This window comes from Zoogloea sp. (genome assembly GCF_041908905.1).
GTDB lineage: Bacteria > Pseudomonadota > Gammaproteobacteria > Burkholderiales > Rhodocyclaceae > Zoogloea.
Genome location: NZ_JAYREK010000008.1, coordinates 81,858 through 94,886 on the forward strand (window position 1 = coordinate 81,858; position 13,029 = coordinate 94,886).

A 13,029-nucleotide genomic window follows, 5' to 3' on the forward strand; every position below is an offset into this window, starting at 1 on the left:
GGTGCCGCCCGCGCCTTACTTGGCCGGCGCGGGCTGGCCGTCCGCCGCCTTGTCGAACATGAACTGGCTGATCAGCTTTTCGAGCACAACGGCCGACTGGGTCTTCTTGATGACGTCGCCCGGAGAGAGGCTCTTCTCCTCACCGCCGGGGTCGAGGCCGATGTACTGCTCGCCGAGCAGGCCGGAAGTCAGGATGTTGGCGAAGGTATCGACGGGGAACTTGTAGCGCCCATCCACCGTGAAGACCACCTCGGCCTGGAAGCGTTCATTGTCGTAGCGGATTTCCTCGACGCGCCCCACCAGGACCCCGGCGCTCTTCACCGGTGCGCGCACCTTGAGGCCGCCGATGTTGTCGAAATGGGCGCTGAGGGTGTAAGGCGACTGGATACCCGACCCCGAGATGCTGCCCACCTTGAGCGCCAGGAACAGCAGCGCGGCAATCCCGACCGCCACGAAAACCCCGACCCACAGATCGAGCGTCGTACGACTCATCAGAGACCTCTGAACATGAAAGACGTCATCACAAAATCGAGCGCCAGGATCGCCAGCGCCGAACTCACCACCGTGCGGGTGATCGCCCGCGACACGCCCTCGGCAGTGGGCACGCAATCGTAACCTTCGAACACCGCGATCAGCGCCACCGCCACGCCGAAGACGAAGCTCTTGAACACGCCGTTCAGCACGTCGTAGCGGAAATCCACCGCCGCCTGCATCTGCGACCAGAAGGCGCCGTCATCGACCCCGATGAAGACCACTCCGATCAACCAGCCGCCGAAGATGCCCATCGCCGAGAACAGCGCCGCGAGCAGCGGCATCGAGATCACCCCGCCCCAGAAGCGCGGCGCGACGACCCGGGCGATGGGACTGACGGCCATCATGTCCATCGCCTTGAGCTGCTCGGTGACCTTCATCAGGCCGATCTCGGCCGTCACCGCCGAGCCGGCCCGGCTGGCGAAGAGCAGGCCGGCCACCACCGGCCCCAGCTCGCGCAGCAGCGACAGGGCCACCATCGTGCCCATCGCATCGGTGGAACCGTAGCGCTGCAGGATCTCGTAGCCCTGCAGGCCGAGCACCAGCCCGACGAACAGCCCCGACACCAGGATGATCAGCAGCGACAGCACGCCGCTGAAATACAGCTCGCGGATGGTGAGGTGCAGGCGCGTGAAGGACTGGCCCGAATACACCAGGATCAGCCAGAAGAAGCGCGCGGCAAAGCCCAGCTGCCACACCCCGTTCACCACCATCGCACCCAGCCTGCGTACCACGCCGCCCATCAGCCGCGGCCTCCGGTGAGGGCCTGGCCATAGTCGCCGGCCGGATAGTGGAAGGGCACCGGGCCATCGGCCTCGGCATGCACGAACTGATGCACGAAGGGGTCTTTCGTGTGGCGGATCTCGTCGGGCGTCCCCTCGGCGGCGACCCGGCCTTCGGAGATGAAATAGATGTAATCGACGATCTGCAGGGACTCCTGGATGTCGTGGGTGACGATCACCGAGCTCGCCCCCAGGGCGTCGTTGAGGCGCCGGATCAACTGGCCGATCACGCCCAGCGAGATCGGGTCGAGCCCGGTGAAGGGCTCGTCGTACATCAGCAGCGCGGGGTCGAGGGCGATCGTGCGGGCCAGCGCCACCCGCCGCGCCATGCCGCCGGAGAGCTCGCCCGGCATCAGGCGCGCCGCGCCGCGCAGCCCCACCGCATGAAGCTTCATCAGCACCAGGTCGTCGATCAGCTCGGGGGGCAGGTCGGTGTGCTCGCGCAGCGGGAAGGCCACGTTGTCGAACACCGTCATGTCGGTGAACAAGGCCCCAAACTGGAACAGCATGCCCATCCGCCGGCGCAGCGCGTAGAGCGCCTCCCGGCCAAGGCCGGCCACGTCCTGGCCATCCACCACCACCCGCCCGCCAACGGCCTTTTCCTGGCCGCCGATGAGGCGCAGCAGGGTGGTCTTGCCACAGCCGCTGCCACCCATGATGGCAACCACCTTGCCACGGGGGATCGACAGCGAAATATCGCGCAGGATCGCCCTCTCGCCATAGGCGAAGCGGACGTTTTCGAGGCGAACGAAGGGCTCGGACATGGGGAAATGCTGCAATGCAATACCCCAATTGTAGCAGAGCCGCCGAACGGTGGCATGAGGACAAACCCCTTCCACGCCCGAAAACCATTGCCACATCAAGGTCTTGAGCACGTCAAACCCGGCGCCGCCGGAGGGGTTTATAATGCGCGGTTTCGTTCCAATCACGACCCGCTACGGACATGCAGGACAAACAACAGTACAAACCCGCCGACATCGAGCGCGCCGCCCAGCAGCACTGGGACGCTACCCAAGCCTTCCGCGTCCAGGCCGACGCCTCGAAGCCCAAGTACTACTGCCTGTCCATGTTCCCCTACCCCTCGGGCAAGCTGCACATGGGGCACGTGCGCAACTACACCATCGGCGACGTGCTGTCGCGCTTCCACAAGATGAAGGGCTACAACGTCCTGCAGCCGATGGGCTGGGACGCCTTCGGCCTGCCCGCCGAGAACGCCGCGATCAAGAACAAGGTCCCGCCGGCCAAGTGGACCTACGACAACATCGCCTACATGAAGCAGCAGCTCAAGTCGCTGGGCTTTGCCATCGACTGGAGCCGCGAGCTGGCCACCTGCACGCCCGAGTACTACAAGTGGAACCAGTGGATCTTCCTGCGCATGCTCGAAAAAGGCATCGCCGAGCGCAAGACCCAGGTGGTCAACTGGGATCCGGTCGATCAAACGGTGCTCGCCAACGAGCAGGTCATCGACGGCCGCGGCTGGCGCACCGGCGCGCTGGTCGAGAAGCGCGAGATCCCCGGCTACTACCTCAAGATCACCGATTACGCCGACGAGCTGCTGTCCGACCTCGACACCCTCGGCGGCTGGCCCGAGCGGGTCAAGCTGATGCAGGCCAACTGGATCGGCAAGAGCACCGGCGTGCGCTTCGCCTTCAGCCACGCCATCGCCGGCGACGACGGCCAGCTCATCAACGACGGCAAGCTGTGGGTGTTCACCACCCGCGCCGACACCATCATGGGCGTCACCTTCTGCGCGGTGGCCGCCGAACATCCGCTGGCCCTGCACGCGGCTCGCAACAACCCCGAGCTCGCCGCCTTCATCGAGAAGTGCAAGCACGGCTCGGTGATGGAAGCCGACATGGCGACCATGGAAAAGGAAGGCCTGCCCACCGGCCTGTTCGTCACCCACCCCCTCACCGGCAGGCAGGTCGAGGTGTGGGTCGGCAACTATGTGCTGATGAGCTACGGCGACGGCGCCGTGATGGGCGTGCCCGCCCACGACGAGCGCGACTTCGCGTTCGCCAGGAAGTACGGCATCGAAATTAAGCCCGTGTATCAGTTGCATGGCCCAATCAATGACATGCCAAGAGGAACAAGGCCACCACGAGGAGCCAATATCATCCAAGTGGATCCAAATGGCGAATGGCAGCCGTGGTACGGACTCAAGCCGGACGACCCCAGCGAACTCTGCGAACGAGAGCTTATTAACTCGGGCGCACTGAATGGTCTTTCATACAGCGAAGCCGTAGATAAAGTCGCGTCTCTACTTTCCGCCCAAGGACTTGGCGAGAAGAAGGTGCAATGGCGCCTGCGCGACTGGGGCATCAGCCGCCAGCGCTACTGGGGCTGCCCGATCCCCATCATCCACTGCGACAGCTGCGGCTCGGTGCCGGTGCCCGACGACCAGCTCCCGGTGGTGCTGCCCGAAGACTGCGTGCCCGACGGCTCCGGCAACCCGCTCCACAAGCGCGACGACTTCCTGGCCTGCACCTGCCCGAGCTGCGGCAAGCCGGCCCGCCGCGAGACCGACACCATGGACACCTTCGTGGACTCGTCCTGGTACTACGCCCGCTACGCCACCCGGTTCGGCGCCGACAGGATGGTCGACGACGAGACCAATTACTGGATGACCGTCGACCAGTACATCGGCGGCATCGAGCACGCCATCCTGCACCTGCTCTACTCGCGCTTCTGGACCAAGGTGATGCGCGACCTGGGCCTCGTCGAGTACCGCGAGCCCTTCGCCCACCTGCTCACCCAGGGCATGGTCCTCAACAACGCCTTCTTCCACAAACCCGAAGGCGGCGGCAAAAATTATTACTGGGAGAGCGAGCTCGACATCCAGAAGGACGCCAAGGGCCAGATCACCGGCGCCACCCTCAAGGCCGACGGCACGGTGCTCGAGCACGAACTCACCACCATGTCCAAGTCCAAGAACAACGGCGTGGACCCGCAGGCCCTGATCGAGCAATACGGTGCCGACACCGCGCGCTTCTTCATGATGTTCGCTGCGCCGCCCGAGCAGACCCTCGAGTGGTCCGATGCCGGCGTCGAGGGCGCCTACCGCTTCCTGCGCCGGGTATGGAGCTTCGGCCACCTGCTGGCCACCGAGATCCGCCCGCAGCTCGGCGCCGGGCGCAGCCTCGCCACGGCCAAGCTGCCCGAGGCCCTGGCCACCCTGCGCCGCGAGATCCACCTGCTCCTCAAGCAGGCCAACTACGACCTCGGCAAGCAGCAGTTCAACACCGTCGCCTCGGCCACGATGAAGATGCTCAACGCCCTCGAGAAAGCCCCCCGCGACGGCGCCCTCGCCGCCGAGGTCATCGAGGAAGGCTTCGGCATCCTGCTGCGCGTGCTCTCGCCGCTCACCCCGCACATCAGCCACGCCCTGTGGCGCGAGCTGGGCTACGGCGACGACATCCTCGCCGCCGCCTGGCCCGAGCCCCTCGAGGCCGCGCTGGCCCAGGACGAGATCGAGCTGATGCTGCAGGTGAACGGCAAGCTGCGTGGCGCCGTCCGCGTGGCCGCAGATGCGCCCAAGGACACCATCGAAGCCGCCGCCCTCGCCCACGAGATGGCCGTCAAGTTCATGGAAGGCAAGCCGGCCAAGAAGGTGGTGGTCGTGCCGGGCCGGCTGGTCAACATCGTCTGCTGACCTCCGGGCAACCCGCGATGCGCGCCGGCCTCGCCACCCTCCTGCTGCTCACCCTGGCCGCCTGCGCCGGCGTGCCGGGGGAGCGCGGCTGGTACGAAGGCCTGCGCCAGGAAAACGCCCGGCGCCAGTACGAGCCGGGCCGCGACATCAACCGTGAACCGCCGGCACCCAGCTACGACGCCTACGAGAAAGAACGCCAGCGCCTGCAGAAGGAAGCCCGCCCATGAGCCATCCGCAACAGCCCGGCCGCCGCCGGGCCCTCGCCCTCCTCGGCGCCACCCCGCTCCTCGTCGCCGGCTGCGGCTTCAAGCTGCGCGGCGCGCGCCCGATGCCCTTCGAGTCGATCTACCTGGGCATGTCGCCCTACGCGGAGCTCACCGCGGCGCTGCGCCGCCAGATCCGCGCCAACGGCGACACCGTGATCGCCGAACGGGCCGAAGACGCCCAGGTGCGCCTCGACGTGCTCGCCGACCGGAAGGAGAAGGTCATCCTGGCCCTCAATACCCAGGGCAAGGTGCGCGAGTACCAGCTGCGCCACCGCTTCATCTTCCGCCTGGTGGACGTCAAGACCGGCCAGGAGGCACTGCCCGCCAGCGAGGTTTATCTCTACCGCGACCTGGCCTTCGACGACACCCAGCTGCTCGCCAAGGAACAGGAAGAAATCCTGCTCTACCGCGACATGCTGAACGACCTGGTGCAGCAGCTGCTGCGCCGCCTGTCCGCCGCCAAGATGCCGGCAGCGGCACCCACGCCGTGAACCTGCGCCCCGAGCAGCTCGCCGCCCAACTCGACAAGCCGCTCGCCCCGCTCTACGTCCTCCACGGCAACGAACCCCTGCTGGTGCTCGAAGCCGGCGATGCGATCCGCGCCGCGGCCCGCAAGCAGGGCTACGCCGAGCGCGAGGTGCTGGTCGCCGGCCAGGGTTTCCGCTGGAGCGAGCTGCAGTCGGCCGCCGGCAACCTGTCGCTGTTCGGCGCCAGCAAGCTGGTCGACCTGCGCATCCCCAATGGCAAGCCCGGCCGCGAAGGCGGCGAAGCCCTGCAGCGCTACGCCCGCCAGCTCGACGACGGCGTCGTCACCCTGGTCACCCTGCCCGAGCTCGACTGGGCGACGCGCAAGGCCGCCTGGTTCGTGGCCCTCGCCGAGGCCGGCATCGCCGTCGAGCTCAACGCTCCCGAGCGCGAGCGCCTGCCCGACTGGATCGCCCAGCGCCTGGCCCGCCAGCAACAGCGGGCGCCGGCCGAAGCCCTTGGCTTCATCGCCGATCACGTGGAGGGCAACCTCCTCGCCGCCCACCAGGAGATCCTCAAGCTCGGCCTGCTCCACCCGCCGGGCGACCTCAGCCTCGACGACGTACGCGGCGCAGTGCTCAACGTCGCCCGCTACAACGTCGACAAACTCCGCCAGGCCCTGCTCGACGGCGATCCGGCCCGCTGTGCCCGCCTGCTCGAAGGCCTGAAGGGTGAGGGCGAGGCCCCGCTGCTGGTGCTGTGGGCCCTCACCAGCGAGATCCGCAGCCTTGCCAACCTGCGCCAGGGCCTCGACGACGGCCAGCCGCTGCCCGCCCTATTGAAGGCCGAGCGCGTCTTCGACGAGCGCCGCAAGCAGGGCGTGCAGCGCGCCCTGCCCCGCCTGCCGGCCGCCACCCTGCGCACCGCGATCTTGCATGCGGCGAAGATTGACCGGATGATCAAGGGCCTAGCCGGCGGCGACGTGTGGGACGAGTTCCTCCAGCTCTGCCTGCGCCTCACCCGCAGCGCGGCCCCGACGCGGCGCTGACAGCCCCCGCGCACCACCACGAGACCGAAGACGATGGACATCAAGACCTACATGCAGACCGTCGGCCGCCAGGCCCGCGAAGCCTCGCGCAGCGTGGCTGCCGCCTCCACCGACGCCAAGAACAAGGCCCTCCTCGCGATGGCCGCCGAAATCCGCGCCCGCGCCGCGCAGCTGCTCGAAGCCAACCAGCGCGACCTCGCCGAAGCCCGCGCCAACGGCCTCGAGCCGGCGATGATCGACCGCCTCACCCTGTCGGCCAAGGGCATCGAGGCGATGGCCGTCGGCCTCGAGCAGGTCGCCGCGCTGCCCGATCCGGTGGGCGAGATGGGCGAACTCAAGCGCCGCCCCTCGGGCATCACCGTCGGCAAGATGCGCGTACCGCTGGGCGTCATCGGCATCATCTACGAGGCCCGCCCCAACGTCACCGCCGACGCCGCCGCGCTGTGCCTCAAGTCGGGCAACGCGGCCATCCTGCGCGGCGGCAAGGAAGCCCTCAATGCCAACCAGGCCATCGCCGACTGCGTACGCGCCGGCCTCGCCGCCGCCGGCCTGCCCGAGACGGCGATCCAGGTCGTCGAGACCACCGACCGGGCCGCCGTCGGCGAGCTGATCACGATGCCCGAGTTCGTGGACGTCATCGTCCCCCGCGGCGGCAAGGGCCTCATCGAGCGCATCACCCGCGACGCCCGCGTGCCGGTCATCAAGCACCTGGACGGCAACTGCCACGTGTATGTGGACGAGTTCGCCGACCCGGCCAAGGCCCTCGCCATCGTCGAGAACGCCAAGACCCAGCGCTACGGCACCTGCAACACCACCGAATCGCTGCTCGTCGATGCCACCGTCGCCGAAACCCAGCTGCCCGCCATCGGCCGCATGCTGGCCGGCAAGGGCGTCGAGCTGCGCGCCTGCCCGGCGTCCCTGGCGATCCTGCGCCAGGCCGGCATCGCCGACGCCCAGCTCAAGGAGGCCACCGAAGCCGACTGGTCCGAGGAGTTCCTCGCCCCGATCATCGCCATCAAGGTGGTCGACGGCCTCGACGCTGCGATCACGCACATCAACCGCTATTCGTCCGGCCACACCGAAGCCATCGTCTCCGAGAACTACACCCGCGCGATGCGCTTCCTGCGCGAAGTGGATTCAGCCTCGGTGATGATCAACGCCTCCACCCGTTTCGCCGACGGCTTCGAATACGGCCTCGGCGCCGAGATCGGCATCTCCACCGACAAGATCCACGCCCGCGGCCCGGTCGGCCTAGAAGGCCTGACCAGCCAGAAATGGATCGTCTTCGGCGACGGCCAGGTTCGCGCCTGACGCGCCCGACAGCACGCCCTCCGCCCGGGAACATCCCGGGCCGGCCGGCTTAAGATGCCCGCCCCCTCGCCCAACCGGGCGACGGACGGGCGTTTTTCTGTCTGCACGACAAAGACCACCCGGCAAAACCCTGCCCGTCTCGCTGCGAACGGCTGTTTTATCCCGCCGCAGGGCTTTCCGCACTGCCGCCGGCACCGTCCGGCGAGAGATTATTGCGGGCGGGAATTGCCTTGACCACGGCCCTTGGCGGGCTTTTTGGCACGAGCGGAAATAGGTGACCTTGCCGCCTCGAGCGGGCGGGCGCAGAATTCCTTCATGCTCGCCCCCGATTACAACGCCCTCCCCGGCACCCAGCCCTTTTCGGCCATCCTGCCGACGCCATTCGGCGCGCTCGGCATCATGACCGGCAGCCAATACCTCCTGGAAATCGTCTTTCTCCCCGGCGGCGAGACGACCCCAACCCCCTCCGACCCGATTGCCGAAAAGGCGGTTCTGCAATTGAAACGCTATCTGGACGACCCCGCCTATCGATTCGACCTCCCGCTGGCACCCCGGGGCAGCCCTTTCCGGCGCCGGACATGGGCCGCGATCAGCGAGATTCCACTCGGTGAAACAAGAACTTACAGCCAGCTGGCGAACGCCGTCGGGAGCATTCCCCGCGCCGTCGGCCAGGCCTGTGGCGACAATCCATTCCCCATCGTGATTCCGTGCCACCGGGTCATTGCGGCCAACGGGCTCGGCGGCTTTGCCCATCACGCCGGCGGCCTTCTCATCGACACCAAGCGCTGGCTATTGCGACACGAGGGCGTCGTCTGAAACCCCGCCATTGCACGCAAACCCCACGGATCATTTCAGCCCATATCGAACCACCATGTCACGCTCTTCAGGCAACTCCCCCGAAACGCCCGCCACCCGTTTCCTGCGCGAACACCGCATTGCATTTTCGAGCCACCCCTACGCTTACGAGGAACACGGCGGCACCCGGGTTTCGGCGCGGGAATTGGGGGTCGACGAACACGCCGTGATCAAGACCCTGGTGATGGAAGACGAAGGCCGCCACCCCCTGATCATCCTGATGCACGGCGACCGCAAGGTTTCCACCAAGGAGCTCGCGCGACAGGCGGGCCACAAGCAGGTCAGCCCCTGCGACCCGGCCGTGGCCCAGCGCCACACGGGCTATCTGGTGGGCGGCACCTCGCCGTTCGGCACCCGCAAGGCCCTGCCGGTATTCGTCGAAGCCAGCATTCTCGAGTTGCCGCTCATTTACATCAACGGCGGCAGAAGGGGCTTTCTGGTCGGCATAAACCCCCATGACATCGTCCCGACACTAAAAGCACGGCCGGTGCAGGTCGCAATCGAATAAATTGCGAAAAACATCCGTAAAACACTTGCCAGCGCGCCGGATATTGGTGGCAAAATAATAGCGTAAATAAAAGATCGACCGGAGGGCCTATTTCCCTGCCGGCGCCAGTCACCAGAACAGCAAATCAAGGAAACACACCATGGACCTGTCATCCCTTTCCCTGGCGGAATTGCGCCGCCTGCAGACGAAGGTCGAGACCGAGATTCGTCGCCGTTCCGACACCGCCAAGAAAGACCTGCTGAAGCGCATGCAGAAGCTCGCCGCCGAACACGGCATGAGCCTCAATGAAGTGATCGGCCAGGAGGGTGAAAAGGCCCCGGCCGCCGCTCCCGCCGCCAAGAAAGCTGCGGTCGCCAAGCCGGCCAAGAAGGCCAAGCCTGCCTCGGTGATCAAGTTCCGCCACCCCGAAAACCCCGCCATCGGCTGGACCGGCCACGGCCGCAAGCCCCAGTGGGTGATCGACTGGCTGGCCCAGGGCAAGGAACTCGACGAACTGCGCGCCGAAGCGCCGACCGTCACCGCAGCCTGAGCCTCGCCGGGCCTGCCTTGCTCAGCCTGGCAGGCCTGCCGTCGGCGCGTGATCGGGCGGCGACACGCCATTGCGCCCGCGCTCGATGAATACGCCGACGCGCCGCACGTCCTTCATCACGCCAATCTTGGCGATGGCCAGTTTCACCCACGGCGCCCCGAATTCATCGAACAATAGCTTCACGATGAACTCCCCGAGCGTTTCGATGAGGTTGAATTGCTGAACCGCGAGCTCCTCCCGGATACGCTCTATCACCCGGGCATAGTCGATCGTGTCGGCGATATCGTCGTGCTCGGCTGCTGCATCGGGCACACCGAAAGTCAGATTCAACTCAAGGGTCTGTTCGGCAACCCGCTCCCGCGGATAGATGCCCAGGCGCGACTTGACCCGCAGCGCCTCGATAAAAATGAAATCCATTGCTCGTCCCGGCTAAAATCGCGCCCATTCTAGCTTGCTACTCCACGAAACAATGCAACTCATCCTTCTTCTTGTTGCCGCCTACCTTCTCGGCTCCGTGCCTTTCGCCGTCGTGGTGAGCCGCCTGTTCGGCATGGCCGACCCGCGCAGCTACGGCTCGGGCAACCCGGGCGCCACCAACGTGCTGCGCAGCGGCAACAAGCTCGCCGCGGCCCTCACCCTGGTGGGCGACGCCTTCAAGGGCTGGCTCGCCGTGTTTCTGGCTGCCAGCGTGGCCCCCTCGATGGAGGCCGCCACGCTGGCCGTACCAGCCGCCGGGCTGGCAGCCTTCCTGGGGCACCTGTTTCCGGTCTTCCTTGGCTTCAAAGGCGGCAAAGGCGTCGCCACCGCCGCCGGCGTGCTGATCGGCGCCAACAGCTGGCTGGGCCTCGCCACCCTGGGCGTCTGGCTGGGCGTCGCCTTCACGCTGCGCTACTCGTCCCTCGCCGCGCTCTGCGCCGCACTCGCCGCCCCGGCCGTGGCCTTCGCGCTCGGGCTGGGCACCGACTGGGTGATCGCCATCGGCGTGATGTCGGCCCTGCTGATCTGGCGCCACAAGGACAACATCAAGCGCCTGATGGCGGGCCAGGAAAGCCGCATCGGCAGCAAGAAGAAGAACGCCGCCGGCGCCTGACCTCCCCAGCCGGACTCAGGCCGCGGCCCGGGGTTTGGCGATCTCCTGCAGGCTCCAGCGCGGCCGCACGGCGAAACGGCCGTCCGAGGGCGCCACCTGCTCCCCGGCCATCAGGCGCATCGCACCGGCAAAGGCGATCATCGCGCCGTTGTCGGTGCACAGCTCCAGCTCGGGGTAGAACACCCGCGCCTTGCGCTTCGCCGCTGCCGCATCGAGGGCCGCACGCAGCGCCAGGTTGGCCCCCACACCGCCAGCCACCACCAGCTGACGCAAGCCGCAATGGCGGAGCGCCGCCATCGCCTTGGCGACCAGTACCTCCACCGCCGCCGCCTGGAATTCGGCGGCCAGATCGGCCCGATCGGCCGGCGTGAAGTCCGGCGCGGTGGCGGCAGTCAGCACGGCGGTCTTGAGGCCGCTGAAACTGAAGTCGAAATCCTTGCTGTGCAACATCGGGCGCGGCAGCTTGAAGCGCCCGGGCCGGCCTTCGAGGGCCAGCTTCGCCAGCGCCGGGCCGCCAGGGTAAGGCAGGCCGATCAGCTTGGCGGTCTTGTCGAAGGCCTCGCCGGCGGCGTCATCGACAGTCTCGCCAAGCAGCACGTAATCACCGACACCGGAAACCCGCATCAGCTGCGTGTGCCCGCCCGAAACCAGCAGCGCCACGAACGGGAAGGCCGGCGGATCGGCGGACAGCAGCGGCGAGAGCAGATGCCCCTCGAGGTGATGCACCGGCAGGGTCGGCACCCCCAGCGCAACCCCCAGCGCCTCGGCCACGCTCGAACCGACCAGCAGGGCGCCGGCCAGCCCGGGCCCGGCGGTGTAGGCGATCGCATCGACGTCGCCCATGGACAAGCCCGTCAGGGCCAGGGTCTCCCGCAGCAGCAGGGGCAGGCGCCGCACGTGGTCGCGGGAGGCGAGCTCCGGCACCACGCCGCCGTAGGCCGCATGGAGATCGATCTGGGAATGCAGCCGATGGCCGAGCAAGCCCTTGCCAGTGTCGTAAATGGCGACCCCAGTCTCGTCACAGGAGGTTTCGATACCCAGAACACGCATGATCGGCCCGCGCAAAAATCAGGATTTTACCCGCCAACGGCCCACAAAGCGAAAAAGGGGCTTGGTTGTCTCCGGGGACTTCGTTATACTCTTCGTTTTTCCGTCCAAAGAATTTTCGAGGAAGCACGCAATGCCGGGTATCCGCGTCAAAGAAAACGAGCCGTTTGAAGTTGCCATCCGTCGCTTCAAGCGCACCATTGAAAAAGTGGGCCTGCTGCCCGAACTCCGCTCCCGCGAGTTCTACGAGAAGCCGACCGCCGAGCGCAAGCGCAAGCTGGCCGCCGCCGTCAAGCGCCACCACAAGCGCCTGCGCAGCCAGACCCTGCCGCCGAAGATGTACTAAGCAACACCCCGAGTACACGCTTCCCAATCGCCACGCGATACGCGCTTCTGCGCGAGCGCGTGGCGTTTGCGTTTTGGTCCGCACGCTCGCAGCACACCTGCGCACAGCGTTCGCCCGTAGCAACCCACCGCCCGGAAAACCGCCCATGTCCCTCAAGGTCCGCATCAACGAAGACATGAAAGCCGCCATGCGCGCCAAGGACAGCGCCCGCCTGTCCGCCCTGCGCCTGCTGCTCGCCGCCATCAAGCAAAAGGAAATCGACGAGCGCATCGAGCTGGACGACGGCGCCGTGCTCGCGGTGGTGGACAAGATGCTCAAGCAGCGCCGCGACTCCGCCGCCCAGTACGAAGGCGCCCAGCGCTTCGACCTGGCCAGCGCCGAGCGCTTCGAGATCGACGTGCTGTCCGCCTACAAGCCCGCGGGCCTCAGCGCCGACGAGATCGCCGCCGCCATCGATGCCGCCGTGGCCGCCACCGGCGCCAGCGGTCCCGCCGACATGGGCAAGCTGATGGCCGTCCTCAAGCCGCAGCTGGCCGGCAAGGCCGACATGGCCGACGTTTCAAAGCTGGTGAAATCCCGCCTCAGCAACTAGGATTCAT

General features: G+C 66.9%; 16 protein-coding genes. 11 read left to right on the plus strand and 5 right to left on the minus strand.

Features of this window, described 5'->3' with window-relative positions:
* Positions 1-15: 15 nt before the first annotated feature.
* Genes mlaD through ACE3OU_RS07270 form a run of 3 tightly spaced genes read right to left on the minus strand, consistent with a single transcriptional unit; the run spans position 16 to position 2,077 of the window.
* A complete protein-coding gene (mlaD, locus tag ACE3OU_RS07260; protein ID WP_374240873.1) occupies positions 16-492 on the minus strand; it encodes an outer membrane lipid asymmetry maintenance protein MlaD in 477 nt (158 codons plus the stop codon).
* Positions 492-1,274 carry a lipid asymmetry maintenance ABC transporter permease subunit MlaE gene (mlaE, locus tag ACE3OU_RS07265; protein ID WP_374240874.1) on the minus strand — a complete coding sequence of 261 codons (783 nt, stop codon included), beginning with the start codon at positions 1,272-1,274 and terminating at the stop codon, positions 492-494. Before mlaE ends, mlaD begins: the two co-directional genes overlap by 1 nt.
* Positions 1,274-2,077, minus strand: coding sequence for an ABC transporter ATP-binding protein (locus ACE3OU_RS07270; RefSeq protein ID WP_374240875.1), 804 nt, complete (start codon positions 2,075-2,077; stop codon positions 1,274-1,276). The genes mlaE and ACE3OU_RS07270 overlap by 1 nt, the downstream gene beginning before the upstream one ends.
* 179 nt (positions 2,078-2,256) lie before the next feature.
* Here ACE3OU_RS07270 and leuS point away from each other — a divergent pair, with 179 nt between their 5' ends.
* The 8 genes from leuS (at position 2,257) to ACE3OU_RS07310 (ending at position 9,947) form a co-directional block, all read left to right on the plus strand.
* On the plus strand, positions 2,257-4,965 hold the full coding sequence (gene leuS / locus ACE3OU_RS07275; RefSeq protein ID WP_374240876.1) for a leucine--tRNA ligase: 2,709 nt from the start codon (positions 2,257-2,259) through the stop codon (positions 4,963-4,965).
* Positions 4,966-4,982: 17 nt separating this feature from the next.
* Positions 4,983-5,192 carry a hypothetical protein gene (locus ACE3OU_RS07280; RefSeq protein WP_374240877.1) on the plus strand — a complete coding sequence of 70 codons (210 nt, stop codon included), beginning with the start codon at positions 4,983-4,985 and terminating at the stop codon, positions 5,190-5,192.
* Complete coding sequence (gene lptE / locus ACE3OU_RS07285) at positions 5,189-5,722, plus strand: LPS assembly lipoprotein LptE (RefSeq protein ID WP_374240878.1); 534 nt, start codon at positions 5,189-5,191, stop codon at positions 5,720-5,722. Before ACE3OU_RS07280 ends, lptE begins: the two co-directional genes overlap by 4 nt.
* Positions 5,719-6,744, plus strand: a complete 1,026-nt coding sequence (holA, locus tag ACE3OU_RS07290) for a DNA polymerase III subunit delta (RefSeq protein ID WP_374240879.1) — start codon at positions 5,719-5,721, stop codon at positions 6,742-6,744. The genes lptE and holA overlap by 4 nt, the downstream gene beginning before the upstream one ends.
* A gap of 33 nt (positions 6,745-6,777) precedes the next feature.
* Positions 6,778-8,055 (plus strand): glutamate-5-semialdehyde dehydrogenase, encoded by a 1,278-nt coding sequence (locus ACE3OU_RS07295; RefSeq protein ID WP_374240880.1) that lies wholly within the window; start codon positions 6,778-6,780, stop codon positions 8,053-8,055.
* A 315-nt stretch (positions 8,056-8,370) separates the two neighbouring features.
* Positions 8,371-8,871 (plus strand): methylated-DNA--[protein]-cysteine S-methyltransferase, encoded by a 501-nt coding sequence (locus tag ACE3OU_RS07300; RefSeq protein WP_374240881.1) that lies wholly within the window; start codon positions 8,371-8,373, stop codon positions 8,869-8,871.
* Between the two features lie 55 nt (positions 8,872-8,926).
* Positions 8,927-9,418, plus strand: a complete 492-nt coding sequence (ybaK, locus tag ACE3OU_RS07305) for a Cys-tRNA(Pro) deacylase (RefSeq protein ID WP_374240882.1) — start codon at positions 8,927-8,929, stop codon at positions 9,416-9,418.
* Between the two features lie 139 nt (positions 9,419-9,557).
* Positions 9,558-9,947: an H-NS family nucleoid-associated regulatory protein gene (locus tag ACE3OU_RS07310; RefSeq protein ID WP_374240883.1), complete on the plus strand. Its 390-nt coding sequence runs from the start codon at positions 9,558-9,560 to the stop codon at positions 9,945-9,947.
* Between the two features lie 21 nt (positions 9,948-9,968).
* Here the strand turns inward: ACE3OU_RS07310 and ACE3OU_RS07315 are convergent, their stop codons facing one another.
* The gene (locus tag ACE3OU_RS07315) at positions 9,969-10,364 is read right to left on the minus strand and encodes a dihydroneopterin aldolase (RefSeq protein WP_374240884.1); all 396 of its coding nucleotides are present in this window, start codon (positions 10,362-10,364) and stop codon (positions 9,969-9,971) included.
* 52 nt (positions 10,365-10,416) lie between these two features.
* On the opposite strand from ACE3OU_RS07315, the gene plsY reads away from it, so the two are divergent.
* A complete protein-coding gene (plsY, locus tag ACE3OU_RS07320; protein ID WP_374240885.1) occupies positions 10,417-11,037 on the plus strand; it encodes a glycerol-3-phosphate 1-O-acyltransferase PlsY in 621 nt (206 codons plus the stop codon).
* Positions 11,038-11,052: 15 nt separating this feature from the next.
* Here the strand turns inward: plsY and tsaD are convergent, their stop codons facing one another.
* Positions 11,053-12,087, minus strand: coding sequence for a tRNA (adenosine(37)-N6)-threonylcarbamoyltransferase complex transferase subunit TsaD (gene tsaD, locus ACE3OU_RS07325; RefSeq protein ID WP_374240886.1), 1,035 nt, complete (start codon positions 12,085-12,087; stop codon positions 11,053-11,055).
* A gap of 130 nt (positions 12,088-12,217) precedes the next feature.
* Between tsaD and rpsU the strand changes: the two genes are divergently transcribed.
* Positions 12,218-12,430, plus strand: a complete 213-nt coding sequence (gene rpsU, locus ACE3OU_RS07330) for a 30S ribosomal protein S21 (RefSeq protein ID WP_079432811.1) — start codon at positions 12,218-12,220, stop codon at positions 12,428-12,430.
* Between the two features lie 145 nt (positions 12,431-12,575).
* Entirely contained in the window at positions 12,576-13,022 is a 447-nt protein-coding gene (locus tag ACE3OU_RS07335; RefSeq protein WP_374240887.1) for a GatB/YqeY domain-containing protein, read from the plus strand.
* Positions 13,023-13,029 lie beyond the last annotated feature (7 nt).

What these genes read in the sequence shown, in the direction of transcription:
- mlaD (WP_374240873.1), bottom strand. Translation starts at nt 492, where the DNA reads ATGAGTCGTACGACGCTCGATCTGTGGGTCGGGGTTTTCGTGGCGGTC.
- mlaE (WP_374240874.1), bottom strand. Translation starts at nt 1,274, where the DNA reads ATGGGCGGCGTGGTACGCAGGCTGGGTGCGATGGTGGTGAACGGGGTG.
- ACE3OU_RS07270 (WP_374240875.1), bottom strand. Translation starts at nt 2,077, where the DNA reads ATGTCCGAGCCCTTCGTTCGCCTCGAAAACGTCCGCTTCGCCTATGGC.
- leuS (WP_374240876.1), top strand. Translation starts at nt 2,257, where the DNA reads ATGCAGGACAAACAACAGTACAAACCCGCCGACATCGAGCGCGCCGCC.
- ACE3OU_RS07280 (WP_374240877.1), top strand. Translation starts at nt 4,983, where the DNA reads ATGCGCGCCGGCCTCGCCACCCTCCTGCTGCTCACCCTGGCCGCCTGC.
- lptE (WP_374240878.1), top strand. Translation starts at nt 5,189, where the DNA reads ATGAGCCATCCGCAACAGCCCGGCCGCCGCCGGGCCCTCGCCCTCCTC.
- ACE3OU_RS07295 (WP_374240880.1), top strand. Translation starts at nt 6,778, where the DNA reads ATGGACATCAAGACCTACATGCAGACCGTCGGCCGCCAGGCCCGCGAA.
- ACE3OU_RS07300 (WP_374240881.1), top strand. Translation starts at nt 8,371, where the DNA reads ATGCTCGCCCCCGATTACAACGCCCTCCCCGGCACCCAGCCCTTTTCG.
- ybaK (WP_374240882.1), top strand. Translation starts at nt 8,927, where the DNA reads ATGTCACGCTCTTCAGGCAACTCCCCCGAAACGCCCGCCACCCGTTTC.
- ACE3OU_RS07310 (WP_374240883.1), top strand. Translation starts at nt 9,558, where the DNA reads ATGGACCTGTCATCCCTTTCCCTGGCGGAATTGCGCCGCCTGCAGACG.
- ACE3OU_RS07315 (WP_374240884.1), bottom strand. Translation starts at nt 10,364, where the DNA reads ATGGATTTCATTTTTATCGAGGCGCTGCGGGTCAAGTCGCGCCTGGGC.
- plsY (WP_374240885.1), top strand. Translation starts at nt 10,417, where the DNA reads ATGCAACTCATCCTTCTTCTTGTTGCCGCCTACCTTCTCGGCTCCGTG.
- tsaD (WP_374240886.1), bottom strand. Translation starts at nt 12,087, where the DNA reads ATGCGTGTTCTGGGTATCGAAACCTCCTGTGACGAGACTGGGGTCGCC.
- rpsU (WP_079432811.1), top strand. Translation starts at nt 12,218, where the DNA reads ATGCCGGGTATCCGCGTCAAAGAAAACGAGCCGTTTGAAGTTGCCATC.
- ACE3OU_RS07335 (WP_374240887.1), top strand. Translation starts at nt 12,576, where the DNA reads ATGTCCCTCAAGGTCCGCATCAACGAAGACATGAAAGCCGCCATGCGC.